The organism is Anaerohalosphaera lusitana, from assembly GCF_002007645.1.
In the GTDB taxonomy this organism is placed as follows: Bacteria; Planctomycetota; Phycisphaerae; order Sedimentisphaerales; family Anaerohalosphaeraceae; genus Anaerohalosphaera; species Anaerohalosphaera lusitana.
On record NZ_CP019791.1, the window covers coordinates 1,459,329 to 1,485,154 of the forward strand.

Genomic DNA, 25,826 nt, shown 5'->3' on the forward strand with positions numbered 1-25,826 from the left:
ATCCATTCGTATCTTAGATATTAACAGTTCCGCCGCTTAAATCAAGCTCATGCCGTCTGCAATTTTATGGCCCAGGCGTACTTGAATTGTCTCTCATCGCGCAGCTCCGCCGGGATCTCGACGCTGATCCCGCCATTTTCCTTGCACGATCTGAGGGGTTTGCTTGTCCCCAAAAGCGATACATTGGCTACTTCGATATTCTTGAGGATTCTCAGGTGTACCTCATTGGGCATTGAATCATCTTCATTCAATAGGCCGATGGCGTAAATATCGCCTGTCCTTCTGTTCTGTGTGTAGTAAATGTCGTCTCTTTTGTATGGCTCTTCTGGCCTGGAATTATAGATCGCTTCTCCGTTTATTGCCATCCAATCACCGATTTCGCTCAGCCGATCATAAGCCTCCTGCTCGAAAGTACCATCCGGCGTCGGCGCAACATTCAGCAGCAAATTGCCACCCTTTGCCGTGACATTAACCAGCGTATGTATCAAAAATCGACTGCTCTTGTATTCCGGCGCAAAATTATGTCCCCAGCTCTGGGTCATCGTAATGCACGATTCCCACGGGAATCCCAGAACTTCGTTCGGCACGGTCTGTTCCGGGGTTCGGTAGTTTTCATACGGCCCCTGTACTGTTCTGTCAACAACGATCAGATCCGGCTGATGAGCCCGAGCCATTTTTACTATGCTCGCCATGTCGATGTCCTGCTCCCACTGGGGAATGTCATAGCCCCATGAGCGAACCTCGTCATTGATAGTCGAGTTAGGCCGTACCCACCCACCATCCAGCCAGAGTATGTCGATCTTGCCGTAGCCGGTCATCAGCTCCTCAATCTGGTTGTAAGTGAAGTTGCAAAACTCCTTCCACATCTGAGGATACTTCCGTGTGTCGTAGTTGTTGCAGCGGTTTGGAGTTGCCCACAGCGGCGACCAGTAACATGGATGATGCCAGTCGGGCTTGGAGAAGTAGACCCCGTTGATAAACCCTTCTTCGGCGAACTTGCGGAATATCTCACCAGCAACATTGGCTTTTGGATTGGTATGAAACGGGCTTCTGGGGCTTGTTATCTTGAAATCCGTTTGCTTCGTGTCAAACATCGAAAAGCCGTCATGGTGCTTTGTGGTGAAGATCATGTATTTCATGCCGGCATATCTCGCAGCCCGGGCCCAGGGCGCGGGATCGAAGTTTTGGGGATTGAATTCGCTGATCAGTTCGAAATACATCTTTTTGTATTCGGTATATGGCATCCCGCCGCGGTCTTGAAAGGGCTGGTCCTCCGAGCATAGTCCCCATGACTCGACTATGCCGAGCTGCGAGTACAGTCCCCAGTGCATCATCAAGCCAAACTTGAGATCCTGCCACCGTTCGAGATTTGCCTCAACAAGCGGATCTTCGGGGGCAATGTAATCCGACTTCTGGAAAGGGTGTTCCTGTCCTTGAAATATCTGATCGGCCATCGAATCTTCCGAAAAAGCTATATGAAAAGGTCATTCGTGTCCTAATTTGATTATGAAATAAGTTAACAGTTAGTGAACCGCAAATCAAGCGGTTAAGCAGCCCTGTCGATTTTCACGTTCAGTAAAAGAATTAAGAATGAGCTCCGGACTGGTTCAGTTGGCTTTTGCTTTATCCGCTAACTGAAAAGGCCACTTTCTCACAACACAGCCGAACGGAAAAAGGGCCGCTGATAGACAAGTTTGAGTTTTGAAACCGTTTCTATGGTCTGGCCGCCTTTTTGTTTTTTTATTTTTCCTGTAACATTTCCCGCTTTGGTGTGTCTTAAAATACAGCGAATACCCAGAAACCACTTGCTTGCGGACAATTAAAGGATAATATAGCTTGTGGTTTCGGTTGATGCTCGGTCTTGAAGGCCGAGTATGTTTTTAAGTTTCACGCGGGACCGTCGATGGCTGAAAAATTACAATAATCAGTAGGAGGCAGAAAAATGAGCAGAATGTTCAAACTCAATCTTGCTGTGCTGATGGCTGTTTTGGTTTCTTCGCTCACGTTCTCATACGTGGGTGTAGACAATAAAGGAACCTGGCCCAAGTCTTGGCCCGAAGAACTCGAATCGCTCCGTGATCAGTCCCGAACTGTAGATGTTTTGCACGGCATTAAGGAAAAAGTTTACGAAATACCCTTCACGGACGCCGATCAGTTTGCCCGGGCCTGGCCTCACATACTGAAGGTGAAAACACCCGGCGCACCGCTGATCCTCGAAAAGGCTCCTTCGATGTACTGTGTTAGTGGAACTTGTTGCAGTGCGGGGGCACGCATTCTAGCACCATCTAATTTATATGTCGGCGAGCTAACTGCAGGCCCGCCTTGGCCCGAAAATCTGAAAACCCCGAAAGGCTCACTGCCGGAATATGTCATACACGAAGAAGGCAAATGGATTCCCGCAGATCCAAACAGGCAAAAAGGTGACTATCACTCTCGCCTGCGAGCCCGCACCGACATCGTCCTAATCGTCGACGGCGATATCTTGGATCTCAACAAGATTCCGCTCCCGCCTCATACCCCAATCATAGACAACAGATTCAAGGATCAAAGCAAAGATGTAAATTAAAAATCACAATAATTTTTCAAGGAGAAGCGCATGAAGTTTACAAACCTGCTGACCATCACACTTATCGCCGCGATCATGTTGGCTGCGGGCTGCGGCTCAGAAGAGCCCGCTGCTGGTACAGATGCCGAAGGCGAGACAACGCAGACCGAAACTGATCAACCTGAAGAACAAACCGAAGCTGAACCCGCTGCAACTTCCGAAACCGAACAAAGCACGATGGATCGCCTGCAGGGCACATGGGTCGGTACTGTCGTCGGCTATGACGGCGAGGTCAAGATGACGTTCGCAGAAGGTTCAGCCGACTTCCAGGCTGATCTGGGCGGCATATCCTACAAGGGCTCGGTGGTCATAAATGAAGACGCCACACCCGCCCAGGCCGACTACACCATCGACGAATGCAAATTCGAACAGTATATCGGCAAGACGTCACTCGGTATATTCCAGTTTGAAGACGACACACTCGTGCTTGCCGCCAATGAACCCGGCAAAACTGAACGCCCGACCGAGTTCCAGCCGATGAACGGCACCCAGGTCTTCGAATTCAAACGCCAGATGACCTCAACGCAGTAAAGAACGATAAATTATAAGCTGGGGCAGTGACACAACCTGCCTCAGCGTTTATAATCATGGAATGACCAATCGTAATCGCATAGTGAAATGTGCCCGCTGGCTCGCCCGGCGTGTCTGTATCTGGATGGTCCTGCTATATACGGGAGGCTTTCTAATGGCTGGCTGTTTTTCAGACAGAATGATCTTCATACCTCCGCCTTCCAGCTATACCGACAGCGATCAGGTGATCAAGATACCCGTCGGCGAACATGAAAGCAAAAGTGATAATGAAAATATTTCCGCCTTCCACCTGCCCAACGGCAAGGCCGAATACACGATCCTTTACAGCCACGGCAACGCGGAAGACATCGGGCACAACGACTACCTCCTGGCCCGCTTCCGCGATCACGGCTACTCAGTGTTCGCCTACGACTACCGCGGTTACGGCACCAGCGAAGGCAAGCCCTCCACGAAGCACGCATACGAAGACGCAGATGCGGCATTTAAATATCTGACGGGCGAGCTGGGCACGGATCCGGGCAAAGTGATCGTCTACGGCCGAAGCGTAGGTGCGGGTCTCGCGACATACCTTGCCGAAAAGCATGACGTAGGCGCACTCGTCATCCAGAGCGGCTTCGTAACCGCCTTTCGCGTCATTACACATTACCCAATCCTGCCCTTTGACAAGTTTAAGAACATCGACCGCATCAAAAACATAAACTGCCCCGTGTTTATAACCCACGGCCAGAAGGACAAGATCGTAAAACCCTGGCACGGCAAGAAACTCTACGAAGCTGCAAACGACCCCAAACTAAAGCTCTGGGTCCCCAACACAGGCCACAACGAGGACCTGATCCACATAGCAGGCGAACGCTTCTGGGACAAAATGGATGAGTTGGAAAAGGCGATCAATCAGAATCAAAGCGATTGATCAGAAAACGAGTGTGAGGTCCTGATGGCGGTATTAGTCTTCTCGCCGTTTGACGAGTTATACTGATTTGCAGCGAGGGCATTGAAATGGATTTTGCGATACTGGCAGATCATTGGCTGACTTCAGCACAATAACCGAATAGCGGCGCATAAAAAAGCCCTGCTTTCGGGCAGGGCTGGTAGTTGCAAGTATTTTGCGAGCAATGGTTTAGGTGTGTCAGCCGTTGTTGGTTGAGGCGCCTTTGACCTTTTGCTGTTTTTCCTTCTGGATGGCTTCGTAGACCTCTTTGCGGTGGACCGATATGCTTCGCGGTGCGGTTATGCCCAGTCGGACCTTATCACCTCGGACATCAACGATGGTAACTTCCACATCATCGCCAATAATAATTGATTCGTCCTTCTGTCTGCTCAGAACCAACATTTGCGACTCCTTATTTCGCTTGTGTTTCCGTCCATAGAATGGGACAGATATATTCTCAAAACTCCTCGTTTCGCGTTCATTATACGCGATTACAGGATTTACATCCGCTAAAAAATCGCCCCGAAGGGGGATTTTCTGTTTTGCCGGGCGTTTGACCGCGGCTGGGCAGGTGACGTAAGTGTCATCAACCCATGAAGTTACGCAAACATAAGACATAGTACAGCAACTTCAAATTACAATACATACTTCGGCTGTTTGTACGGGGTCGAACAGATAAAATTTCTGAATTTGAGACTTTTTTTGTTCTGGTACAGGTTTTATGGTACGTAAGTTGTTTCATAGCAGCGTTTTGCCAACGAGGGGTGTTGGGTTATGGGTGGAACCCCAATCGCATTTAGTGAGCGATTTTGAGCCGTGTGCTGGTGCTCTTGAGGGCAGGTAAGGGGCACGGTTCATTTATACAAGCGGCGGTTTTGGGTTCTAAACAATCGCTGGACTTGATTTGCAGCAGGTCGTAAATGCTTAATATAAAAGAGCTTAGCCTTTTTACGCGGCGGTGTGTTCTTCGTGTTCGTGTTTTGCGTGGGCGAACCAGACCGCGGACCAGTAGCCTGCGATGCATCCGATGGAGCCGAAGGCTACGATGTGAAGGGGCAGGATGGAGCCGAGGGCGCGGGGGTAAAAGGCGGAGGGCCAATTCTGGGTCATATATTCGAGGATGTCACCCTTGCCGTAGGCGGTCATGGCCCAGTAGACGAGCAGGCAGGTGGCGAGGGTTGTGATGACGTAACTTATGTCCAGGAAGTACTTTACGGCAAGTGCTGCCAGGCCGAAGGCGATTATCATGGCAAGTGCTGCCTGCGATGTGGCGACTTGCCCTATGACGGTGCCGAGGCGCGGGTCGCGCATTCTGACGTCCTGGGCGAAGATGCCGCTGGCGAACTGGGCTATTACAACGGCGGCGACGAGGGCAATTGCAATTGCTAAACCCTTGTTAAAGCCAGGCTTATGAGCACTTTCGTCTTCGGTCAGGGCGACTTTTTCATTCTTTATTTTCATTGCGGCGAAAACGCCGAGGTAGCCTGCTGCGACGATTGCGAGCCAGAAAATACCTTCCCATTTGAGGCCGGAATAGAGGTCCATTCTTTGCGTAAGTCCATTATTGACAATGATTAAGTCGAACATCTGGCCCGAACGGAAGGCGACGTATGCCAGGCCCGCGGGGGCGGCGAGTGGGGCGAGCTGTCGGCCGTTGGGCCAGGCGGCGAAGTAAGCGAGAAGGCCTGCGAGGGCGGCGAGGATGATGCAAGCTATTATGGATACTATACTTACGTCGCCGTGGTAGAGGGTGACCGCGCCTTGCGGGAAGGAGGGTTTTAGCATTGGCCAGGCGAAAAAGCCTAGCACTACAACGCCTACGATGGCGGCGAGGGCTGCGCGTATGCGGATCATGACCGGGACGCCGACAAAACCGAGTGCGGCGGCGGCGATGATTATGGTTAGAAATGATGTAAGTACAATGCCTGCAGTGATTTCCATCAAATTCCCTTTCGAAAAGTATCTGACTAAATTACCACCGGAAAGGTCGGCTGGCAAGCAAAAAAACGGGTATTTGATGTGTGATACGCATTGTGAAATTTTTTCGCGCGCCACGGTTTTAGACTTGCGCCATCGCTAATGATGTGTCATAATTCCTAAAAAATGAAAGGAAATATGGCATGCACATCAGTGAGATCAAGTACGGTGACCTGCAAAAGTTAAAAGAAAAAGCTCGGATTGAAACCAATGCAAAGCAGCGAGATCGATATCGGGTGGTAGCCCTGGCATTGGAGGGATGGCAAACAAAAGCGATCATGACAAAACTTGATCGCAGCAAAAACTTCGTTCAGCGATGGTGTTATTTCTACCGTGATGGCGGCATTGAGGCTATCGCACCAAAACGTCAAAGCGGCAGGCCTACAAAACTGCCACGCAAAAAAGAGCCTGAGTTGATCAAGCGAATTCAAGATGGACCAACCGATTCAGACGGTGGTGTATGTGTGCTACGCGGCAGAGACATAAGACGGATTCTTGAAAGAGAATTTGGCGTAAAATATTCGCTCTTCGGCGTCTATGATCTAATGCATAGATTGGGGCTTTCATGTCTAAAACCAAGGCCTAAGCACCGAAAGAACGATCCGGAAAAAATGCAGCAGTGGTTGGAGCAAGCCCCCTTTTTGTCCAAAAAGTCCGAACAGAAAACCCCGAAAAGAAAATTGAGATCTGGTTCCAGGACGAAGTGCGAATAGGCCAGCAAGGAACACTGACCAATGTTTGGGCTCCAAAAGGATCCAGGCCTACAGCAGTAAAGCAGACCGAGTATGATTGGGTATATATTTTTGGAGCTGTCAATCCTGTCAATGGCAAATCGTCGGCTGTGATTACTCCGACTGTTAACACTGATTATATGAATCACCACCTGAGATTTATAAGCGAGGAGGCAGGCAAAGATGTACATGTGGTTCTGGTTCTTGATCAGGCTGGTTGGCATATCGCTAAACAGTTGGTTGTGCCGAAGAATATCAGCCTGCTTCACCTGCCTGCATACAGTCCGGAATTGAATCCGATAGAACGTCTTTGGGCCTATATGAAGAGTCACTACTTGAGCAACCGCATTTACAAAAATTATGAGGAAATATTCAACGCAGGAACAGTTGCATGGAACAATATAACCTCAGAAATGTTCTGCTCAATATGCAATACTGAATGGATTAAGCATGAGAATTAATCACAATGCGTATGAGGGCGGTTTGCAGGTGGTGGGCGGTTAATGCGGATGCATGGACACCTGGTAAATAAGACATTGGGGCTGGAGGGCCGATTTTGGGCGATTTTCGGGGTTGAAAAGTTGGGCAAAAGCAGGATGAAAGTGAGAAGAAATGGGGTAAAAGTAAGCAAAGATGGGGTGAAAGTGGGGTGAAAGTAACAGGCGGTATCCTACCTGTCAAGTGGGAGATGTTTGAGGGGCATTTTTTACCACGAAGGGCACGAAGGAGCACGAAGAAAGAGCTGGAGGGGTGCTTTATAAATAATGATAATCATGATCAACACGGGGTAGGGGTTTGAGATTTTTTAATATGAAGTATTTCGGAGTCGATGTGTATCTTTTTCTTTTTTTAGTCTTTGGGTGTGGTCGGGTAGTGCGGGAGGAGCTATGGGCGTTGCTTTGTATTTGCACCGTCAGGGTGTTTTTGGGCGTGCATGCGGACACGTGATGTTCTCTGGATCCCAAATTAATTTTGGAATGACACAATGGATGCGAAATTACCTCTACTTGCATGGATGTAGGATGTTTGGGCCGGGGCAGAATCCGGAAACTATTTCAAAACTCAGATTTGCCTTTCGGCGGCCATTTTTCCGTTCGGCTGCGTTGTGCAAAATCAGCAAGAGAAAGCTGGGGCTAATTTCACACGCCTTGCCGAGACGAAAAAATTGCTTGCCGAGAAGCCAAAAGCAGTTTTAAAACAGCTTCTGCAGCCGTGTCTCTGACGAACTTTTTGGGGGGCCATTCTCGGCGGACTTTTTTCATAATATTATGCGGCTGGGTGGTGAGGCGGATGGTTGGGGTGCTGGGATGTTTATTTGGTTGGCTGACGTTCTGTGATGATCTTATGTTTTGGCTTGACATTTTGGGGTGTGTCGGTGGATTTCAACCATGTGTGCTTGAGTTGTTAAATCATGATGAGTTATTTATTGCTTCCCGAGATAATGGTAATCATTATCAACAGGCTCCAGGGCTAGCACTTATTAGGGTATTGCGTGCAGGATTATTTCTGTTGGAGAAGGCGTGCTTTTTGGGTTGGTTTGTGCGGTTCGGTTGCGGGATGCTGATGTTGGTGGTGGGGGTGGTTGGTGGATCGTTAGGGGTGTTTTCCGCTTTCTAAGATAATGATAATCATGATCAAAACGCTTTATGGCTAGCGGTATTGGGGGTATTGAGTGCAGGTATACTTTTGTTGGGGGAGGCGTACTTTTGGGGATTGGTTTTTGTTGTTCGATTGTCTGATGCTGGCTCTTGTGGCAGGTTTTTGCTGGTCAGTTGTGCGTCGCTCGGTAATGGGGTGGCTGGTTGGTGGATCGTTAGGGGTGTTTTCCGCTTTCTAAGATAACGATAATCATAATCAACACGCATTGTGGATTGTAATTTTATAGGCGATTGGTTTTGTGTGCTGGGTGTTAGTTGTTGCGGAGAGGTGTTATTTTGCGGGGGTGAATTTGTCGGTTATGGTGCCGGGGTTGGGGCCGCCTGCGGCTGCTATGGTTGGGTCGGTGAAGTGGTGTTTGAGGCGGGTGATGTAGTCGGGTTCGGGGCAGGAATCGTCGTCGAAGAAGATCAGGATGCTGCCGTTGGCGTTTTGCGCAGCGGTATTGCGCTGGCGGCATGGGCCAAAACCTTTTGCGTGGATCACTTCGATGTCGGCCGGGGCGCAGTTGAGGTTTTCAATGCTGACGGAGCCGTAAGGTCTGTTGTCTTTTGGCCAGACTGGGATGATAATAGTAAAGTTCATACATACTTCAAAGATAACTACTTGCTGTCCGACCACACCCAATTGCCTTTAGTGTCGATATAGCCTTTACGATCCTCAAGTTGAACATATGCTAGGCCGCCTATGAAGCTTCGCATTTGAGGTCTTAGGCCGTAATCCAAATCCGTAACCGCTATCTGGATGACCATGTCGCCTTGATTGTTGATATAACCATGATATACTTTATCATCACGTAATTCGCGCACAAATGCCAAAGACCCATTGAAATCACCAGAGCTCAGGAATCGCTGTTCAATGACGAATTTGCCGTTTTTGTCAATATAACCTCTTAACTTCTCACCGAGTGGCTTTGCTGGGGCAAGTCCATTTGTAAATGGCGCAACTAGTTTGAATCTTTCTTTATATAGTTCGGTACCGGTGAAATCTACATGATACATGCTTTCTTCTTCAACTTTACTTACAATAAAACCAACGTCGGGGTCCGGCCAAAAGAAATCAAAACCAGACATGATCTCTTTGCCGGAGAGGTCTAAAACCTGCCCACCTTCTGACTCTGTTGAAACAAAGATGTAGTTGTCAAATACTCGGATGAACTCAAACCACTTATCTCTAAAGAGTTTTTCAGACTTTTCATATAAGCCGTATTTGCCATTCTTTTGCACGACTGCGAACCTGCTCTCTGGCCAGTATATCCTTTCGATCCTGTCGAAGTCAAAGTCCAGAACAGTTTCCGCCTGTAAATCTATTATACCCCATTTCCCGCTAAGCTTTGCAGGGGCGTAACCGTTACTGAAGTTTTCGACAGCATCATATTTAGGTTCGATCGCAATGGAGCCGCCGGGTTTTATAAAGCCCCATTTGTCATCCACGCGGACCGCAATCAGTTCCAGCATATCTGCTGAATTGTAATCCCGGCGTAATGCATCACTGCATTCAAACACCTTTTCCTGCCTGGTGTAATCAAAAAGCTGTCCGTTTTGCCCATCGAATGCAAACAAAAACCGTTCATCTATGTAGTGCGACGACCATTTCTCCCAACTGCCTGCCAAAGTCGCGATCCCCTCTCCCTCAGCGTCAAACGCGATCATACTTTCCGGCGTCCAGGCCACAGTATTACCCACAAAAGGAACACCAAAGTAGATTAGGTCATACTTAGCAGGAATAATGACCCCTTCAGCAGAATCCAAAACGCCAAATTTACCCTCATAGGTTTCAAGCACGAATTTATAATCACAATTAGAGGTTGCACCAAATAGTGTCTGGCCAATGCCAAGGAGCATCAACATTAATTGTGTAAGTGAAAATTTCCTCATTATAGAGCCCTCTTTATTCGCATACAACCTTTTTAAGCTTAGACTTAACTTTATCCTCAATGCTTACGGGATCATTTAGGACATTATTTAGGAACTGATTGACTTCCCGTGCAACATTTCCACTGCCAATCAATACTGGGTACGTGCCAATTTGTATGTCTTGCTCAGCAATGACTACTCTCAATTCTTTGGTATCCTTTTTCCAATCAGTCCACTTCGTACCACCATCTGTAAAAGGTATAGGAATGCCTAGAAACCGTTTACATACTCCCACACAACGTTTGACCTGATATTCTACATCAAACTCACCATCCAACCTCACGCGTGAGACGGATCTTTTTTTTGCTTCTGTACCAGTTGGGAAAAGGTTCATTAGACGATGGTATATGATACTACTACCACTTCCGACAAGTCGCTTTAGTAATCTCTTCAGTATCTTTTTAGCAATGTCGTCGATCTCCATCCCCGGCTGCTCAGTAATATCTTCAATTTCGTCGATGTCCCCTATGTTACCAATATCTTCCCATTCATCGTAAAAAGTCAGATACAAAGCCAATGAATATCCATTGGGCGATAAACCATTTAATTGCACCTCGCAATCGCCCAACTTACAGAGGCCCCAAGGATCCACAGCACACAAAGGGTTAGAACCAATGTATTCATATAAACTTAATCCGTCTATATATTCAAGCGGGTCTTTCTGCAGGAATCTTCCTGTTTGGGGGTCGTAGTATCTTGCTCTGTAGTAGTATATCCGGAGTTTGCCGTTGTCGAGGTTGTCGAGTCTTCGGCCGGTGTATAGGGCGGTGGTGCGGCAGTCGGAGGTGTTGTCGGGGTCGAGGACGTGGACGTTGCCGTAGGTGTCGTATTCGTAGCGTTCGATGACGCCGCCGGTGTTGTTGAAGGTGACGGTGGTGCTGTAGAGATGGTCGTGGCCGTAGTAGTAGAGTACGCCGGTTGGGCTGGTGTGGTAGTCTATGGTGTTGGGGTGGATATTATGGATTTTGTAAAGAGCTTGTTCGAAGCTGTTTCAAAACTCAGATTTGCCTTTCGGCGGCCCTTTTTCCGTTCGGCTGCGTTGTGCAAAATCGGCAAGAGAATAGCTCTGACCAATTTCACACGCCTTGCCGAGCCGAAAAAATTGCTCGCCGGCAAGCCAAAAGCAGTTTCGAAACAGCTTCTTAATTATAACGGATTGGTGGAGGGGGAACAACCTTTTTTTGCGGGTGGTGGGGATTTCGCGGGTTTTGTACGGGAAAATGCGTGATTTGGGTTGTTTTTGGGGCGTTTTTCTGGTATAAAAGGTGGCTTGAGTCTATATCACACTTGTGTTTATAATCTCGGAGCCCTGGCGATGAAGCTTTTCAGTTTCAATTTCAATTTCAGTTTCAATTTCAATTCCAGTTTTGGTGTTTCTTTTTGGGCGGTTTTGTTTGGGGCGGCTGCGGTTTTTGGTTTTTGCTCCGGTTCCGCGGCGGGGGGTGAGATCCATGTGCCGGGGGATTATGCGACGTTGGCGGATGCGCTGGAGGGGAGTGTAGACGGGGATGTGATCGTGCTGGCAGACGGGGAGTATGAGCCCGGTGGTGTGGTCGATGCGAAGTCGGTTACGATACGCAGTGAGAACGGGCGGGAGAATTGTGTTATTAACGGCTGGGTTTGCAGGATGGAGGATGATGTGACGGAGGTTACGAAGGAGCTTAGGGTTGAAGGGGTGACTGTACGGGGTGACGGGGCTAGAGAAGCAGCGATTTGGAGCGTCGGTGCGAACATTAACGTCAATGAGTGTGTTTTTCAGAACGTCAAAAATGATGCTTTAGTTTGCGAATATGGTAATGTTTCTGTTTCCAGCACAATATTCAAAGATAGCCATTATTATGGGGGAGTTTGGGCTATAGGAGGGGAGCTCTGTGTGGAAAGGTGCGAATTTTTAAACAATAATGAGGATTTTCGCATAGGGTATGTTGGGCCTGAAGTGTCGATTAAAGATTGTTTGTTTGAGAAAAACAGGTCTTGGGACTGTCTTATAAATATTGGGGACGGGGAGGTGACCAACTGTGATGTTTACATCACTGGTTGCCGCTTTGTTTCGAATGATGTGCATGAGTCAATCGTAAATATCTGTTCAATATCTGACATCTTAATTGACGATTGTGAATTTATGGGAAATGATGGAGGATATGGTTTTATATGGTTAGAAGGCGGTCATGTTCAGATTATTGCCTGTAAATTCATAAAGAATAGGGCTCACGATATTTTAATATATTTGCATGATGTGGTTGGGGGAGTGTTCAACAGTGAGTTTGATAATAATCAAGGTTTAATTCAAACTTCTGGTGAGGTGGTACTAAAAAACTTGACGGTAGAAGGTAGCATATGCGAGGGTTTACCAGCTTCCATAGAGGCTGAGGAGGGAAGCTTGGAGATTTGCAACAGTATTATCAGGGGAAGTGTGGGTGGAGAGCCGGACTATCTTAACGATGAGGCACTGGAAGTTGGGGTTGATAGGTATGCAAGTCTTCGGGTTGAGCATTGTAATATTGAAGGGGGGCTGGATGAGGGGATAATGCAGGATGAGGGGGCGGTTGTTGAATGGGGTGAGGGGAACATTGATGTTGAGCCGGGGTACTTGAAGTCGGCGGGGGAGAATGGGATTGGAGGACTTTGGCTGTTGGAGGGTTCGCCTTGTATCGATGCGGGGGATAATTCGGTTGTTGAAAGCGAGGTTGATGCCGGGGGGAATGTGCGTATAGTGGATGGTGACGGGGATGGTGCTGCGCGGGTAGATATGGGTGCTTATGAGTATGATCCGGAGGCTGCGCTGCTGGAGGTATGGTCGGAGGGGTTTGAGTTTCGGATGATCGAGGGGAATGACGATGTAGTTGAAGATGAGCTGGTTATAAAGAATTATGGGGAGGGGTCTATCCGCTGGAGGATTCATAATGACAGTCCGTGGGTGCGGGTCAGTGATTATGAGGGCGCAGCGGATGATGAGGTTGTGATCGGGGTAAAGGTTAGCAATCGCGGGCTTTCGTATGGTGTGCATGAGTTTGAACTGTTGGTGGAATTTGAGGGGGCGGCGAATGTTTCGCAGGTAGTGATTCCGTTGGTTGTCAAGGTCGGGCAAAGCTGGAGTGTGCCGGGGGATTTTGGGACGATCCAGGCGGCGGTTGATGCGGCTGTGACGGGCGATGAGGTCGTTGTGGCTGACGGTGTTTATACTGGTGAGGGGAACCGAGATGTTGATTTCAAGGGGAAGGGTGTTGTGATTCGCAGTGCGAACGGGCCGGAGAATTGTGTTATCGATTGTGAGGGTAGTGAGGACGATCGGCACAGGGCGTTTGTGGTCGAAAACGAAGAGGGCTGTTCGGCTGGTATTAAAGGCTTTACGATTTTGAACGGGTACGCGCCCCGGAAAAGGCATGTTGAAACATCGGGAGGAATGACAACCGAATGGTTTGTGGAATATGGCGGGGGGATCGCATGTTTTGGCGGTGATTTGAAAATTGAGGATTGCGTGCTGCGGGTGAATTATTCACAGTTCGGCGGGGCGATATATCTGGAAGGGTGTAATTCGGAGGTCGTTGATTGCATGATCGAGGGGAATAAGGCCGGTGCCGGCGGGGGGATATATGCGGTCGGCGGTGAAACGTTTGTTGAGGATTGCAGGGTGGTGGGTAACTTCGCTGAAGGAACGGAGAAATTTGCTGTTTTGAACGGATATCCAGTAAGTTTGCAGGTGCCTGCCGGCGGGGGACTGCATTTTGACGGAATGAGCGGTTTGGTAAGCAACTGTGTTGTTGCGGGTAATACTGTTGGGTCCGGGGGAGCAGGCGGTGTGCAGTTTGATGATAGTGAGGTAAGGGTCGCAAATTGTACGATAGCAGGCAATAGAGCAATTGGGGAAGAAGGTGAAGCGGCGGTTGGTTTTATGTCTATGCCAGCGCTAAGATGGCCGATCGGTTCTTATGGAGTGCGCGGGAACAATGTGTTTGTTAATTGTATTTTGTGGGGGAATTCAAATGCGAACGGGTTTGATGATATGAGTGGGTATGCGGAGATGGAGGAGGTGCCTTTTGTGATGGATTATTGTTGTGTGCAGGGGCTTGTTGATGGGCTGGGGGTTGGGAACATCGATGCGGATCCGGAGTTTGTTTCGGCTGGTGTGTGGGATGACGGCGGGACGGCTGAGGATGCTAGCGATGATGTGTTTGAGGCAGGGGATTATCATTTGGCCAGCCGGGTTTGGCGGTATGACGGCGAGGCGGATGAGTGGGTGCGGGACGGTCGTATGAGTCCGTGCGTGGATGCGGGTCGGCCTGGTGACGTGCTGGGCGATGAGCCGGTGGAGATCGGCGGGGAGGCTGTGTCGAACGTGCGGGTGAATATGGGTGCGTACGGCGGGACGGCGGAGGCGAGCGTTGGGCCGAGGGGGTTGCGGCTGCTGTGTGACCTGAATAATGATAATTTTGTGGATGCGGTCGATGTGATGCTGCTGGCGGGTGAGTGGCTCGGTGAGGGGGATTGGCTGTATGCGGATGTGAACCGGGACGGGAAGGTTGATCTTGGGGATCTGGCGGAGTTTTAGTTTTGGAGAATGATCTGTTATGGCTGATGTGGTTGTCGAAGTGAAACGCCTGAATACTCACAGCAGTTGTGAGTTGGTTGGACATTTGCGGGATGAAACGGCGTGGCTCGATGAGACGTTTTGCAAACCATTATTTGTTCGGGTGTGTTGTGCTGATGATGCAGGCGGGGCAGTGGACATGTGTCCTGTGCTGAATCACATTCCGAAGGTGTTTGAGGAGACTCTGGCCTATCTCAATAAGAGAGTGTTTGGTAGAATACAACAGGTTATTTGCGTCGATGGGGATAGTCAGGAGTTTTTGAGTGGTTTGTCAGTTCTGCTGGAGGTTGGGGATGACGCATTTCTAGATGAGGTGGAGGGCAGGGTAGGTTTCCGTTGCCGGGCGGGATTTGTGAAGGCGATGTTGAACTGGATAGTTGATGAATGCGATTGCGGTTTGATGTTTGCAGCAGGAATTCTGTATAAAAAAGGAACTCCCGAACATGTTGTGGCTGATATGCTGAGGCTGAATGTTCGAGGATCTGAACTAAAACGGGTTTTGGCGGGCGAGCACGTACGGGGATTCTGGGTTTTGGAGTCCGATTACGACAGTATTTGTTTTTGGCAGAAAAAGAATGAGCTGTATGTTACGGCTGAAGAAGTTGGTGCTTGTATAGCAGGTTTGGGGCTGAGGGTTCAAGTGGAGTCAGAAGCTGTTTATGGAGATGAATCATGTTAAGACTAAGGCGGAGTTTTAGGATAGATGAAAAAGGCGAAGAATGTGACGGTGGTGGTGAGTTGTGTTGTGACGTTTGTTCTGACGTGGCTGGTGGTGGCGGGGGGTGTGTCGATGCTGGGTTACGTATGGAAAGATGTGCCGGAGGTGAATTTGGTTGTGACGATCGGGGCGCCTGCTGTTGGGCTGTTTGTGGCGTTGCTAGCGGCGAGACAGAGTTATCGGGCGGCGATGAAGGGGAAGGCGTGGCGGTTGTATGAGGAGCAGGACGGTGAGGGGGATAAATGATCTGTTGATTGTGTAGAGAGGTGAAATATGCTTAGGCGGAGTTTTGGGGTTTTGTTGATGTTGGGGATCGTTGCGTGGGTTGTTTTGTTTGCGGATTGTGAGGCGGGGGCGGCTGGTAAGGGGAAGTTGCAGGGCGTGCTGGTTGATGAGGCTGGTGAGGTGGTTGCGGGGGCGGAGGTGCACCTGCTTGGGCCGGACAGGATTGGGCATTTTACGGAGACGGTGACGACTGACGGGAGCGGTGCGTTTTCGTTCGGGTCGGTGACGGCGGGGGATCATGTGCTTGCTTACGGGCCCTTGCTGGAGCAGGGGCGATGGGTTGAGGTTGAAGTGGGCGAGACTTCTGAGGTTGAGTTCGAGCTGGAGGATCGGGGTGTCGGGGGACTTTCGGGGACGGTGAGTGTGGATGGTGAGTGTGGATGGTGAGCCTGTTGAGGCGGGGAGTATTGTGTTTTTTCGGCAGGATGTCGGGCGGGTGAGGCTGGTTTGGCCGCCGATGGCGCCGGGGGGTGAAATAGATGGGAAAGGGCGATACGAAATAGAAGCGATCGAGCCTGGTCGATATGTCATGGCGGTTCATCCGGACTATGGGGCGCGGACGGCGAGTGCAATGGGGGAGAATGAGGCCGGAGCTGAGGAGGAGCTGCTGGAGGTCAATATGGTGCGGGTGGTTGAGATCGGTGAGGGGCAGGAGGTGCTGGATGTTGAGGCAGGGGAGCGGGTGCTGGCGGGCAGGATCGTGGATTGGAACGGTGAGCCGGTTGCAGAGGGGGCGGTTTATGTTAGTCCGGCGGAGGCGAGGGAGGGATGGCATCCACTTTATATGTCCGTGCACAGTCAGACGGATGAGCAGGGGCGGTTTGCGGTAGAGCATATGGTTGACGGGGTCTATGATATTTCGGTGCATGATGCGCAGATGGGCGTGCATTTGAAGAAGGGGGTTGTGGTTGACAGCGAAATGGAGGAGCTGGTGTGGGAGCTGGATGAGGTTGTGAAGGTGGACATGGATGCGGCGGAGCTTGAGAGTTGGGAGCGCGATACGATAATGCCGTATGCTATGGTTGTCTCGCGGGATGAGCCCAAGTTGATGAGTTTGCGGGATCATGGCCTTGGGGTTGAAGGGTTCGGACGGGCGATGTTTCGGGCGGGGGAGTATGATGTGTTTTTCATGGCTAAGAGGCAGGGGTATGCGTGCGATGGGCGGCGGGTAGTTTTTGAGGAAGGTATGGAGCTGGAGTCGCCGTTTGTTGAGTCCGGTACGGTCAAGGTTGTGCTGGATGGTGAGGCGGATGAGGTGGCGGGGCGGACGGTGCGGATCAGGCATGCGGGCGGGGATGAGCTGGTGCGGCTGTATGATCCGATGTGGAGTTATGTGCCTGATTTGTGTCCTGCGGTTGTGCTGCCGACGTGTTCGGAAGGGGTTACTTATATTTCGTGGCTGGAGCCGGGAGAGTATGAGGTGTTTGTGGAGGGAGCGGGTGAATCGGAGCGGATTGAGGTTGAGGCTGGGGAGGTTGCGGAGGTGGAGATGGGGGTGTAGTGAGGGGTAGATTTTACAGGGCAGGTTGGCGTGAGACGGCGAGTTGTTATTATTTGTTTTGCTGCCAGGGCCAGTTGCCTGTCATTTCGAGTTCGAGGGTTGCGCTTAGGAAGGTTCTTATGAGGACTATGGCGGCTAGGGCGCCGATGCTGGTGAATGTGAGGTCGAGGGCAACGGTTTTTATGACGTCTGCTGCGATGAGCAGTTCCAGGCCTGTTACTATGCCTCGTGCGAGTTTCTGGCGGCAGTCGCGGAATGCGTCGTGGTGTTCGGCGCCTTTGAGCAGGGCGATACAGGTGTAGAGGACTGAGTACAGGGAGAGGGCGACGATGATCATGATGCCGAGCATTTCCAGTATGGCGGTGCTGTATTGTGCGATCGTTCTGGTCAGTTCCATGGCTCTTGTCCGCGACTTGTAGTGTGCAGTCGAGTTTAAAGGAACTTGTTAGTGCAGACAATCAGCGCATACAGCGAGGGTGTATGGGGAAGCGGTCTATATTTGCGGTAAGGGCCTGGGGCTAGAGGCCGCGTTGCCGTTAGTTGTTATTCATTTGTTTGTGCATTTTGCTGCTGTTTTGGTTTATCTGGTGTTTGGGTTCGGGGATGGTTATGCCGTCGTTTTCGAGCTGCTGCTGTGATGCGGGGTGTGCGACGGTGTCTTCGGGGAAGTCGTATGGGCCTGGGTCGTCGTAGGTTTCGATGTCGTCTCGGACGCGGAATATGTTTGCCATTGAGCCGAGGACGGTCTGGCCAAACTGAAGTTTGTAGCCGCGCATGGGGATGGAGTTGTCTGGTATGGGCATGCCTGTGCGGGTCATGTCCTGCATGCCGGTGGTGCCCATTGTCATGTAGCCGGGGATTAGTTTTTTGACTTTTTCGTCGTAGCCTGTGGTGTCCATTCCGAGCATATTGGGGAAGTCGTGGCCCATCTGATTCATTGTGTGGTGTGTCATGTGGCAGTGGAAGAGCCAGTCGCCGGGGTTGTCTGCGAGCAGTTCGATTACTTTTGCGGAGCCTACGTTTACGAGGACGGTGGTTTCGGGGAGGAGGGCTTCTTTGTTTTGTGCCCAGCCGCCGTCGGAACCGATGATCTTGAAAGCGTAGCCATGGAGGTGGATGGGGTGATGGTCCATCGGGCTTAGGTTGCCGTAGCGGATCCAGACGCGGTCGCCGGTTTTTGCGACGAGGGGCTCGGTGTCGGGGGCAGCTTTTCCGTTCATGGTGAGGACGTTGAAGTCGGTCATTTCGTTGGGGTTGGGTCGGGCCGTGCCGGCTTTGATGCGCCATTCGTGGAGCATGATGGAGAAGTCGCGGTCGGGGCGTTTTTCGGGGTCGGGCTGGCGGTCGTGGACGATGATCATTCCGGTGAGACCGAGGCCTTCCTGGGTCATGGAGTCGAAGTGGGGGTGGTACATGAATGTGCCGGAATCGGGGAAGATGAATTCGTAGACGAAGGTTTCGCCCGGTTTTATTGCCGGCTGAGTGAGGCCGGAGACTCCGTCCATGCCGCAGGGCAGGAGTACGCCATGCCAGTGGACGGAGGTTTTTGCGGGGAGGTGGTTTGTGACGTAGATGCGGACGCGGTCGCCCGCTGCGAGTTCGATCATTGGGCCGGGGACGGTGCCGTTGTAGCCCCAGGTTTTGATGGTGAGACCTTTTGCGACTTCCCATTCGATGGGTTCGGCGATAAGGTGGAAGACCTTTACACCGTCGACGATCTTGTATTCAGCGGTTCGGCCGTTGGGCACGACGGCGGGGGTGTAGTCGGTTTCGGGTTCGCCTGGCGGGAGGGGGTTTTTGGCGGCTTCGGCCCAGGGGCGAGGCGGGTCCATTTCTTTCGGCGGGCGAAGGGTCGGGGATTCGTAGTCATATTGCTGCTGGTTTGTCTGTTGCTGGTTTCGGTCAGGTTGTGTCTGGTTGTCCTGCGGCTGGGCGAGTGCGGACGATGTGATCATAAGGGTCAGTGCGATTATTGTTAATGTGTTTTTGATCTGCATATTGTTTTTCTCCTGTGAAGCTGTTGTTAGAGTTATATTTCCTGGTTGCCTGTCGGGATCGGGGCTCAGTGTCCGCCCATTGCCTGTGCCGGGTCTGGTGTCATGGTTTGTGCTGCCGGTTCGGTCATGTAGCCGTTGAGGAGCAGTTCGACCTGTGTGCGTGCGATCCAGTAGTTGCGGAGCGAGGTTGTGTATCGGAGCTGGGTTTGTATTTCGTCGCGTTTTGCGTCGAGGAGGTGGAAGAGGCCGACCTGCATTGCGTTGTACTGCAGGTGCGTTTCGAGGGTGATCTGTTCGGAGAGGGGGACGAGTATTTTTTTGTAGTAGCTGGCCTGGCGTTTTGCGTTTTTGAGGCGGTAGACTGCGGAGCGGCCGGCGGCGCGGAGGTCGATGGCTGCGGCGGTGTAGTTGTCGAGCAGTTGGCGAATCTTTGCGGCTCCGCGTGCCTCGGCAGCCTGGCCCAGGTCGAAGATGGGGATGCCGGTCGCGAATGCGGGTCCGGTGGTCCATGTGCCGTCAGATTCGCGTTCGGAGGATATGCCTGTTCTGAATTCGGCGAACATCTTTTCGGTGACCTCGATGTCCATGCGGGCGGCGACGGCTTCGATCTGTTTTTGAATGACACCGAGGTTGAGGCTGTTGTTGATGGCGAGCGATTCGATGTTGTCGGTCGGCAGGTCGTTTTCGGGTATGCCGGGCAGTTTGGGCCGGGCGGTCCATTTTGCGGCGCGTTCACCCCAAAGTCCCATTTTCGCGTTGAGGGTTTCGCGGGCCTGAAGGAGGGCGTTCTGGGAGTCGGCGACGTTGAGTTTTGTCTGTTCGTAGAGCTGGCGGTGTCGGGCAAGTTCGAGGTCGGTGATGTTGCCCGCGTCGTGGAGGCGCTGGGCGGCTTCGTATGCCGCTTCGGTGGAGAAGAGTATGTCTTCGTACATTGCGTTAATCTGGGCGGCGGACTGATATGAGTAGAAGGCTTTGTGGGTTTGTGCGACGAGCTCGAAGACCTTTAGCGTTACGTGGGCCTTTGTTATTTGAAGCTGGGCCTGTTCCATATCGACGCGGAGGGGTGTTAGCAGTATGTCCATGAAGTTCTGTACGAGTGACATTTCGACGATGTCGTCGTCGTTGGAGCCTTCGAAGAAGCGGATGGAAAAGTCGAAGACGGGGTTTTTGAACAGGCCCGCCTGGACTAGTTCGGCCTGTGCTATACCGAGCTCTTCGTATACGGCCTGGATGCGGGGATTGTTTAGAAGGGCAATCTGGACAGCGTGGGCGGAAATCAGTTCATGATCGAGCATGGTATCAATCTGCTGCTGAATCTTTTGGCCGGCGGGGTTGACGGTGTCCCAGCTTACATCGTAGGTGGTACGTTGTTTTATGACGCCTCGGACATCCTGGAATGCCGGGGCGGGATCGGTGGAGTTTGAGGAGCAGCCGGTGAGGAGTGCGGCTGCGGTCAAGAGGAATATCAGTATGTTCCGTTTCATGTGTTTGCCTTTCTGTTTAGCAACAGATTATGTGATCAAAAAGCCATGTGGTGGTCGAATTTCTCAGGGCATTTGCTGGGGTGTGTCCATTTGCTGTGACTTCTTATTTTGGATGTGTTCTTTGTGCCGCTTGAATTCGGGAGGTGTCTGGGGGAGGTTTTCTTCGTCGATCGCTAGAGTGGTGGCAACCGGGTCAAGTGGTGTTGTTTGTGCGTCCGGGTGTGCCGGGTGCGAGGTCGCAGGCGCGGGCATTTCATATTTGGCGCAGCCTGCGATGAGAATTATAAATGTAATGGTTGCGACGGCTTTAAAGCTGGACATAGGGTGTTCTCCAATTAGTCAATGTTCGAAGCCATTTCAAATCTCAGTGTTGAAACCGCTTCCAATATGTTTGTATTACAAGGCTAATGGAGGTGTGGTGGGCTGACAAGGTTGGAAATTGCGAGTTTTCGTAAAAAAGGCCGGTTTTGCGGGCGAGTTCTTTGGGCTGAGTAAAATGGTTTGAAGGATGGTGAGGTTGATTTTGGTTTGCTTGCGGGGTGAAAAGTGGTAGAGTATACGGGTACTGAAATTCTTTTGGAGGCAGAGCAATGGCGAGTAAATATGATGATGCATTGAATATACTGGCGGTGTTTCATTTTGTGATCGGGGGGCTGATGCTGTTTTTTGCGTCGGTGCCTATGGTGATGGTGCTGGTGTTCAATTTTGCGAACTGGTTCGGTGGTATGCATGGGCCGAGGATGCATGATGCGGTTCCGGCTACGATTTTTATGACGTTCATGGGCTTTGTCGTGCTGTCGGTGGTTGTGCTGGGGATATGCGTTATATCGGCTGGGCGGTGCCTGATGAAGAAGCGGGGATATGTGTTCTGCATGGTGGTTGCGGCGATATTGTGCATTTTCTTTCCGCTGGGGACGCTGCTGGGTGTGTTTACGATCATCGTGCTGATGCAGGATGAGGTGCGGCGGATGTTTGAGGGGGGCAGGAGTGGGGTTGTGGAATCTGAGGGGAAGTAGGTCGCTCGTGCGTATCTCGGTTCTTGAAGGTTTTGCATTAGTTTGTATTTGAAGGGATGATACATGGTTCGATGGGGTAATTTGTGCATGGTGATAATGTGTGTTGGTGCGGTGGTACATGGCGCGGGGCGTCGCAACGGCCGCCCGAGTTGGGGTTGCTCGGCAGCAATGATTATGAAGGATATATAAATGAAAATCTGCTGGATGGGGCGAATGAGGCGGAGGTGAATATATTTGCAGATATCTGGGACAGCGATCAGGTGTATGCAGAGTTGTACGGGATGCGCGGCAGGTTCGCAGCGATGCGAATCGAGATGCTAGCGAGGGGCGGTATGTGGGAAAGGGAGAGCGACCCTAATGCATTTGATGTGTTGGTGAAACTGGAGGACGAGGTCAGGGAACTGTTTCTGGAGAAGGCACACGAGGTGTTCGCATTGCAGATAATTAAGGAAGGTGAGGAGCCTTTTTATGGGTACGGCGGCAATCCGGGGTTAAGCCTGAAGTTGGCGCAATGCGGTTTTGCGTTGGTGAATGAGCGGGACTGGAGCGGTTTCGGATTTGTAGAGCTCATCGAGGGTGTGTTCAGGCACGCTAAGCAGCTTGAGGGGTGCGGTGAGTCGATGCTGGGAAGGATAGGGCGGGATGTCCGGATGCTTGGGTATGATGTTCTTCGGAAGAGTATCGAGGAGGGCAGGCTGTCGGCGGAGCAGTCGGGACGGATCGCGAGGGTGCTGGAGGACAGTTGGCCCAGTGCGGAAGATGTTTACGATTGTGTGCCGGTTGACTGGGCAGGTGGGCTGGAGACGCTTGGCTGGGCGAGCTCCTTTGGGAAGATATCCCGCAAGGTTAAGATTTTCGGGGGCGCGGATTATGACGTTATACGGTCGGCGGTTGATCCGGGTGAGGTCGAGCGTGAACTGGAGGCGTACTATTCGGCGGTTCTGAAGGTGCGGGGAGAGCAGTTCGAGAAGGGGTTGCGGGAGCTGAGGAAGCTGTGGAACGGGGCGCGGATACCGTTGCGGGGCAAGCAGCCATTTCCCAAGTGCCTGTTCTGTAATTATGCGGAAGTTATGGGCCAGGTTGAAGATGCTTTGGAGGAGCATGCTGTGCTGTCTGTTGCGTTGGGAGTGCGCGGTTATTACGAGGAGAACGGTCGTTTGCCCGTTAATTTTGGTGAACTGGGTTTCAAAGTGGATGGTGATGGCAAGGGTTTTGCCAAAAAAGTTCGGTTTGAGGTTAGCGATAGCGACGATTGTTTGGTGTTGCTGGGTGAGGTTGAACGGACTAAGGTCAGCGTGGCTCTTGCGAGCGGTGCTGAATAAAAGGAAGGAGCCCCCCGGTGGGTGTGATTCGGGGGGCCTTGTGGTGTGTTGGCGTGGTGGTTTGCCAACTGGTTCGAATGGAAAAACGGTTATGTGGTTTTTGCAGAGTAGAGTCTACACGCGGGTGTGGGGTTTGTAAATCGGGGGATAGCCTTAAAAAGGCATAGGGGAATGATGAGGTTTTTGGCGGGTGTTTTTCGGGTGGCGGTGGAATTGTGCGGGAGGGGATTATGGATTAAGGCGATGTGCGTGTTTTGAGCGAGCAAGCTTATTTGTTGCGTTTGAGGTCGCCACGTCGCCTTCGGCTCCTCGCGATGACAGGTTTTTACGTTTTTGCGCCATGGTCGTTGTGCAGGGCGGGTGGGGTTCTGGTTTATTGTACGTGCATGCGCGCTCGTTTTGTTCTCTGGGGCCGCCTGCGGCGGATGACAAAAACGGCTATGACTTGCGTGTTTTGGGTGAGCAAGCTTTTTTCGTCGCGGTTGAGGTCGCCACGTCGCCTTCGGCTCCTCGCGATGACAAATTTATAAAGGTTTATGGGCGTTGGTTTGTGGTTAGTTCATTTTGATCCTGCCTTTGAGTTTCAGGCCTGCGATGTTAATCTGGTCGGCGGGTTTTTGCATTAGTATCTCGAGTTTCATGAACGGGTGGATCTGTGAGTCTGCGAGGATGCGGAAGAAGGTTCGGCCGTCGGAGGTGGTTATCTGGATTGGGCCGAGGATCTTTTCGTATTGTTTTTGTTTTTCCGTTTCGCTGTAGAGGGCATCTTTGAAGCTTTGCAGGTTTGATAGCTGGAGCTGGTCCTTGTACTGGTCGGCCATTAGCTGTCTGGCTTTTTTGAGGTCGAGTTCGTCGACGGCTGAGAGGAACTTTGCGGCAGTGTCCCTGAAAGCAGGGGCGTCGGGGCCGGCGTATGGGCGGATGAGGTTGACGTGAAGGATCTGGAGATCGGAGTCGGAGTCGGCGGGGAGGGCCATCATTTTAATGGTGTATTGGAAGTCGGAGGTGAGCTGGTATTGGGCGGTGCAGACGGGGAGGTCGTTTTGGGGGTAGTTCATGAATTCCATGAGGGAGGGCTGCCAGTCGCTGCCGATCTGTTGACGGAGCTGGGTTATGTCGGCGGTGAATTTGTTTTCGGGCCAGAGGGTCTTGAGGTCGTCGCTCAGGAAGGTAAATGCGTTTTGCGGGTCGTTGTTTTTGAGGGCGGCGAGGAAGGGGGTGAAATCGCAGAGGGGTTCGGTGCCGTTTTCCCGGGAGGCCTTGGCCATCTGTTCTATTTGTTCGCGGGTGACGGGTATGTCTGCCTGTTGGGCCTCTTCGGTCATCTGGTCGATGAGCTGGTCCTGGGAACGGTCCTCGCAGCCGATGATCAGTGCGGCGGTTAGCATGGTGAGGATTATGAGGTTTTTCATGGTATTTTCCTTGGGCGTTTGTTGGGTATTATAATTTACGTTCAGTTTAGGGTGTATCATGTGAATGTCAAGATTGTGTGAGTTTGTTTGCGGGTGCGGAGATTTGTTGACGGAGGGGGCGGCGGGGATTATAGTGGATTTTGGTTTTGATGGTCGTTAAGAATTGGAGGCAGTTATGAGTATTGACAGGCGGCAGTTTATTGGCGGTGCAGCGGCGGCAGCTTTGGGGGCCGGTGCGGCTGTTGGAGCGGAAAACGGCAGGGGCGGTAAGGTTGGTAAATCAAAGAGTGTTAATGCAAAGGGAGCAGGGCTTATGAGCGGCAGAGGCAATCCGATCGCAATTTCGACGTATTCATTCTGGAGATTCAAAGAGGGGCTGAAGCTGCCTATCGAGCAGTGTATCGAGGAGGCTGCGGAGATGGGGTTTGACGGGGTGGAGATACTGCATATGCAGATGGAGAGTGAGAAGACGAGCTATCTGAACAAGCTGAAGAAGACTGCGCTGGTGAACGGGGTGGATCTGTGCGGGATGTCTACGCACCAGGGGTTTGTGTCGCCTGATGAGGAGAAGCGGCAGAGGAATATCGATCATACGATCAAGTGCATCGAGCTGGCGTATGAGCTGGGCATTCCGTGTATCCGGATCAATACGGGGACGTGGGGGACGTCGGAGAGTTTCGATGAGCTGATGGAGAATCGGGGTATCGAGGAGCCGTTGGAGGGGTATACGGATGAAGATGCGTTTCCGTGGGTGATCGGGAGTATCGAGGAGTGTCTGAAGGTGGCGGAGAAGCGGGGCGTTGTGCTGGGGCTGGAGAATCACTGGGGGCTGGGCCGGACGCCGGAGGGTGTTTTGCGGATCGTTAACGCGATCGATTCGGAGTACCTGGGCGTACTGACGGATACGGGGAACTTTCTGGAAGATCCGTATGACAAGATCGTGAAGATGGCTCCGCAGACGGTGTTTATGCAGGCGAAGACGTATTTTGGCGGGGGGCTTTGGTATACGCTGGATCTGGATTATGACAGGATCGCGAAGATCATGAAGGAGTCTGGGTATAAGGGTTATATCTCGCTGGAGTTCGAGGGTCAGGCGGATTATAAGGAAGCGATCCCGAAGAGTCTGGAGCTGCTGCGAGGGGCGTTTTCGTGATTTTAT

General features: G+C 51.4%; 26 protein-coding genes and 1 pseudogene. 15 read left to right on the forward strand and 12 right to left on the reverse strand.

All coding sequences use genetic code 11. The features are described from left to right. Positions 1-47 precede the first annotated feature (47 nt). Complete coding sequence (locus tag STSP2_RS06095; protein WP_146660839.1) at positions 48-1,454, reverse strand: alpha-L-fucosidase; 1,407 nt, start codon at positions 1,452-1,454, stop codon at positions 48-50. A gap of 488 nt (positions 1,455-1,942) precedes the next feature. On the opposite strand from STSP2_RS06095, the gene STSP2_RS06100 reads away from it, so the two are divergent. The 3 genes from STSP2_RS06100 to STSP2_RS06110 all read left to right on the forward strand — a co-directional run bounded on the left by STSP2_RS06100 (position 1,943) and on the right by STSP2_RS06110 (position 4,046). Then, positions 1,943-2,566: a hypothetical protein gene (locus STSP2_RS06100; RefSeq protein WP_146660841.1), complete on the forward strand. Its 624-nt coding sequence runs from the start codon at positions 1,943-1,945 to the stop codon at positions 2,564-2,566. Between the two features lie 30 nt (positions 2,567-2,596). Further along, positions 2,597-3,136, forward strand: a complete 540-nt coding sequence (locus STSP2_RS06105) for a hypothetical protein (RefSeq protein ID WP_146660843.1) — start codon at positions 2,597-2,599, stop codon at positions 3,134-3,136. Between the two features lie 154 nt (positions 3,137-3,290). Continuing rightward, positions 3,291-4,046 carry an alpha/beta hydrolase gene (locus STSP2_RS06110; RefSeq protein WP_169853028.1) on the forward strand — a complete coding sequence of 252 codons (756 nt, stop codon included), beginning with the start codon at positions 3,291-3,293 and terminating at the stop codon, positions 4,044-4,046. 216 nt (positions 4,047-4,262) lie between these two features. On the opposite strand, the gene csrA is transcribed toward STSP2_RS06110, so the two are convergent. Next, positions 4,263-4,466, reverse strand: a complete 204-nt coding sequence (gene csrA / locus STSP2_RS06115; protein ID WP_146660847.1) for a carbon storage regulator CsrA — start codon at positions 4,464-4,466, stop codon at positions 4,263-4,265. Between the two features lie 546 nt (positions 4,467-5,012). Next, positions 5,013-6,005, reverse strand: coding sequence for a hypothetical protein (locus STSP2_RS06120; protein WP_146660849.1), 993 nt, complete (start codon positions 6,003-6,005; stop codon positions 5,013-5,015). Positions 6,006-6,184: 179 nt separating this feature from the next. On the opposite strand from STSP2_RS06120, the gene STSP2_RS06125 reads away from it, so the two are divergent. From STSP2_RS06125 to STSP2_RS06135, 3 genes are all read left to right on the forward strand, one after another. Next, on the forward strand, positions 6,185-6,754 hold the full coding sequence (locus STSP2_RS06125; protein ID WP_146659670.1) for a winged helix-turn-helix domain-containing protein: 570 nt from the start codon (positions 6,185-6,187) through the stop codon (positions 6,752-6,754). Further along, the gene (locus tag STSP2_RS06130) at positions 6,661-7,233 is read left to right on the forward strand and encodes an IS630 family transposase (RefSeq protein WP_146659672.1); all 573 of its coding nucleotides are present in this window, start codon (positions 6,661-6,663) and stop codon (positions 7,231-7,233) included. The genes STSP2_RS06125 and STSP2_RS06130 overlap by 94 nt, the downstream gene beginning before the upstream one ends. An 829-nt stretch (positions 7,234-8,062) precedes the next feature. Further along, positions 8,063-8,389, forward strand: a complete 327-nt coding sequence (locus STSP2_RS06135) for a hypothetical protein (protein ID WP_146660851.1) — start codon at positions 8,063-8,065, stop codon at positions 8,387-8,389. A 312-nt stretch (positions 8,390-8,701) separates the two neighbouring features. Here STSP2_RS06135 and STSP2_RS06140 read toward each other — a convergent pair whose 3' ends face one another. The 4 genes and pseudogenes from STSP2_RS06140 to STSP2_RS18055 all read right to left on the reverse strand — a co-directional run. Continuing rightward, complete coding sequence (locus STSP2_RS06140) at positions 8,702-9,013, reverse strand: glycosyltransferase family 2 protein (protein WP_146660853.1); 312 nt, start codon at positions 9,011-9,013, stop codon at positions 8,702-8,704. Positions 9,014-9,030: 17 nt separating this feature from the next. Further along, positions 9,031-10,305: a WG repeat-containing protein gene (locus STSP2_RS06145; RefSeq protein ID WP_146660855.1), complete on the reverse strand. Its 1,275-nt coding sequence runs from the start codon at positions 10,303-10,305 to the stop codon at positions 9,031-9,033. Between the two features lie 13 nt (positions 10,306-10,318). After that, the gene (locus STSP2_RS17635) at positions 10,319-10,912 is read right to left on the reverse strand and encodes a hypothetical protein (protein ID WP_236782735.1); all 594 of its coding nucleotides are present in this window, start codon (positions 10,910-10,912) and stop codon (positions 10,319-10,321) included. Between the two features lie 66 nt (positions 10,913-10,978). Beyond that, positions 10,979-11,188: pseudogene (locus STSP2_RS18055) on the reverse strand (RHS repeat-associated core domain-containing protein); the annotation flags it as partial. On the opposite strand from STSP2_RS18055, the gene STSP2_RS17640 reads away from it, so the two are divergent. The 6 genes from STSP2_RS17640 (at position 11,150) to STSP2_RS06175 (ending at position 17,436) form a co-directional block, all read left to right on the forward strand. Next, positions 11,150-11,572, forward strand: coding sequence for a hypothetical protein (locus tag STSP2_RS17640; RefSeq protein ID WP_236782736.1), 423 nt, complete (start codon positions 11,150-11,152; stop codon positions 11,570-11,572). The pseudogene STSP2_RS18055 and the gene STSP2_RS17640 overlap by 39 nt on opposite strands. A gap of 87 nt (positions 11,573-11,659) precedes the next feature. Continuing rightward, positions 11,660-14,893 (forward strand): choice-of-anchor Q domain-containing protein, encoded by a 3,234-nt coding sequence (locus STSP2_RS06155; RefSeq protein ID WP_146660857.1) that lies wholly within the window; start codon positions 11,660-11,662, stop codon positions 14,891-14,893. 19 nt (positions 14,894-14,912) lie between these two features. Continuing rightward, positions 14,913-15,611, forward strand: coding sequence for a hypothetical protein (locus tag STSP2_RS06160; protein ID WP_146660859.1), 699 nt, complete (start codon positions 14,913-14,915; stop codon positions 15,609-15,611). A 24-nt stretch (positions 15,612-15,635) separates the two neighbouring features. Then, positions 15,636-15,896, forward strand: a complete 261-nt coding sequence (locus STSP2_RS06165) for a hypothetical protein (protein WP_146660861.1) — start codon at positions 15,636-15,638, stop codon at positions 15,894-15,896. A 57-nt stretch (positions 15,897-15,953) separates the two neighbouring features. Then, positions 15,954-16,322 (forward strand): carboxypeptidase-like regulatory domain-containing protein, encoded by a 369-nt coding sequence (locus STSP2_RS06170; RefSeq protein WP_169853029.1) that lies wholly within the window; start codon positions 15,954-15,956, stop codon positions 16,320-16,322. Beyond that, positions 16,303-17,436: a carboxypeptidase-like regulatory domain-containing protein gene (locus STSP2_RS06175; protein WP_146660864.1), complete on the forward strand. Its 1,134-nt coding sequence runs from the start codon at positions 16,303-16,305 to the stop codon at positions 17,434-17,436. The genes STSP2_RS06170 and STSP2_RS06175 overlap by 20 nt, the downstream gene beginning before the upstream one ends. Positions 17,437-17,485: 49 nt before the next feature. Here the strand turns inward: STSP2_RS06175 and STSP2_RS06180 are convergent, their stop codons facing one another. The 4 genes from STSP2_RS06180 to STSP2_RS06195 all read right to left on the reverse strand — a co-directional run bounded on the left by STSP2_RS06180 (position 17,486) and on the right by STSP2_RS06195 (position 21,238). After that, the gene (locus STSP2_RS06180; protein ID WP_146660866.1) at positions 17,486-17,833 is read right to left on the reverse strand and encodes a DUF1622 domain-containing protein; all 348 of its coding nucleotides are present in this window, start codon (positions 17,831-17,833) and stop codon (positions 17,486-17,488) included. A gap of 139 nt (positions 17,834-17,972) precedes the next feature. After that, on the reverse strand, positions 17,973-19,433 hold the full coding sequence (locus tag STSP2_RS06185; protein ID WP_205848015.1) for a multicopper oxidase family protein: 1,461 nt from the start codon (positions 19,431-19,433) through the stop codon (positions 17,973-17,975). A 65-nt stretch (positions 19,434-19,498) separates the two neighbouring features. Then, positions 19,499-20,917 carry a TolC family protein gene (locus STSP2_RS06190; protein ID WP_146660868.1) on the reverse strand — a complete coding sequence of 473 codons (1,419 nt, stop codon included), beginning with the start codon at positions 20,915-20,917 and terminating at the stop codon, positions 19,499-19,501. Positions 20,918-20,980: 63 nt separating this feature from the next. Next, entirely contained in the window at positions 20,981-21,238 is a 258-nt protein-coding gene (locus tag STSP2_RS06195) for a hypothetical protein (RefSeq protein WP_146660870.1), read from the reverse strand. Between the two features lie 269 nt (positions 21,239-21,507). Here STSP2_RS06195 and STSP2_RS06200 point away from each other — a divergent pair, with 269 nt between their 5' ends. Both STSP2_RS06200 and STSP2_RS06205 read left to right on the forward strand, forming a co-directional pair. Beyond that, positions 21,508-21,933, forward strand: a complete 426-nt coding sequence (locus STSP2_RS06200; protein WP_146660871.1) for a hypothetical protein — start codon at positions 21,508-21,510, stop codon at positions 21,931-21,933. 83 nt (positions 21,934-22,016) lie between these two features. Then, on the forward strand, positions 22,017-23,255 hold the full coding sequence (locus STSP2_RS06205) for a hypothetical protein (RefSeq protein ID WP_146660872.1): 1,239 nt from the start codon (positions 22,017-22,019) through the stop codon (positions 23,253-23,255). Positions 23,256-23,809: 554 nt separating this feature from the next. On the opposite strand, the gene STSP2_RS06210 is transcribed toward STSP2_RS06205, so the two are convergent. Then, positions 23,810-24,667 carry a hypothetical protein gene (locus STSP2_RS06210; RefSeq protein WP_146660873.1) on the reverse strand — a complete coding sequence of 286 codons (858 nt, stop codon included), beginning with the start codon at positions 24,665-24,667 and terminating at the stop codon, positions 23,810-23,812. Between the two features lie 175 nt (positions 24,668-24,842). On the opposite strand from STSP2_RS06210, the gene STSP2_RS06215 reads away from it, so the two are divergent. After that, on the forward strand, positions 24,843-25,820 hold the full coding sequence (locus STSP2_RS06215; RefSeq protein ID WP_146660875.1) for a sugar phosphate isomerase/epimerase family protein: 978 nt from the start codon (positions 24,843-24,845) through the stop codon (positions 25,818-25,820). Positions 25,821-25,826 lie beyond the last annotated feature (6 nt).

Excerpts from the sequence above, each read along its gene's own strand:
- STSP2_RS06095 (WP_146660839.1), bottom strand. The coding sequence starts at position 1,454 with ATGGCCGATCAGATATTTCAAGGACAGGAACACCCTTTCCAGAAGTCG.
- STSP2_RS06100 (WP_146660841.1), top strand. The coding sequence starts at position 1,943 with ATGAGCAGAATGTTCAAACTCAATCTTGCTGTGCTGATGGCTGTTTTG.
- STSP2_RS06105 (WP_146660843.1), top strand. The coding sequence starts at position 2,597 with ATGAAGTTTACAAACCTGCTGACCATCACACTTATCGCCGCGATCATG.
- STSP2_RS06110 (WP_169853028.1), top strand. The coding sequence starts at position 3,291 with ATGGCTGGCTGTTTTTCAGACAGAATGATCTTCATACCTCCGCCTTCC.
- csrA (WP_146660847.1), bottom strand. The coding sequence starts at position 4,466 with ATGTTGGTTCTGAGCAGACAGAAGGACGAATCAATTATTATTGGCGAT.
- STSP2_RS06120 (WP_146660849.1), bottom strand. The coding sequence starts at position 6,005 with ATGGAAATCACTGCAGGCATTGTACTTACATCATTTCTAACCATAATC.
- STSP2_RS06125 (WP_146659670.1), top strand. The coding sequence starts at position 6,185 with ATGCACATCAGTGAGATCAAGTACGGTGACCTGCAAAAGTTAAAAGAA.
- STSP2_RS06135 (WP_146660851.1), top strand. The coding sequence starts at position 8,063 with ATGGTTGGGGTGCTGGGATGTTTATTTGGTTGGCTGACGTTCTGTGAT.
- STSP2_RS06140 (WP_146660853.1), bottom strand. The coding sequence starts at position 9,013 with ATGAACTTTACTATTATCATCCCAGTCTGGCCAAAAGACAACAGACCT.
- STSP2_RS06145 (WP_146660855.1), bottom strand. The coding sequence starts at position 10,305 with ATGAGGAAATTTTCACTTACACAATTAATGTTGATGCTCCTTGGCATT.
- STSP2_RS06155 (WP_146660857.1), top strand. The coding sequence starts at position 11,660 with ATGAAGCTTTTCAGTTTCAATTTCAATTTCAGTTTCAATTTCAATTCC.
- STSP2_RS06160 (WP_146660859.1), top strand. The coding sequence starts at position 14,913 with ATGGCTGATGTGGTTGTCGAAGTGAAACGCCTGAATACTCACAGCAGT.
- STSP2_RS06165 (WP_146660861.1), top strand. The coding sequence starts at position 15,636 with ATGAAAAAGGCGAAGAATGTGACGGTGGTGGTGAGTTGTGTTGTGACG.
- STSP2_RS06170 (WP_169853029.1), top strand. The coding sequence starts at position 15,954 with ATGTTGGGGATCGTTGCGTGGGTTGTTTTGTTTGCGGATTGTGAGGCG.
- STSP2_RS06175 (WP_146660864.1), top strand. The coding sequence starts at position 16,303 with ATGGTGAGTGTGGATGGTGAGCCTGTTGAGGCGGGGAGTATTGTGTTT.
- STSP2_RS06180 (WP_146660866.1), bottom strand. The coding sequence starts at position 17,833 with ATGGAACTGACCAGAACGATCGCACAATACAGCACCGCCATACTGGAA.
- STSP2_RS06185 (WP_205848015.1), bottom strand. The coding sequence starts at position 19,433 with ATGCAGATCAAAAACACATTAACAATAATCGCACTGACCCTTATGATC.
- STSP2_RS06190 (WP_146660868.1), bottom strand. The coding sequence starts at position 20,917 with ATGAAACGGAACATACTGATATTCCTCTTGACCGCAGCCGCACTCCTC.
- STSP2_RS06195 (WP_146660870.1), bottom strand. The coding sequence starts at position 21,238 with ATGTCCAGCTTTAAAGCCGTCGCAACCATTACATTTATAATTCTCATC.
- STSP2_RS06200 (WP_146660871.1), top strand. The coding sequence starts at position 21,508 with ATGGCGAGTAAATATGATGATGCATTGAATATACTGGCGGTGTTTCAT.
- STSP2_RS06210 (WP_146660873.1), bottom strand. The coding sequence starts at position 24,667 with ATGAAAAACCTCATAATCCTCACCATGCTAACCGCCGCACTGATCATC.
- STSP2_RS06215 (WP_146660875.1), top strand. The coding sequence starts at position 24,843 with ATGAGTATTGACAGGCGGCAGTTTATTGGCGGTGCAGCGGCGGCAGCT.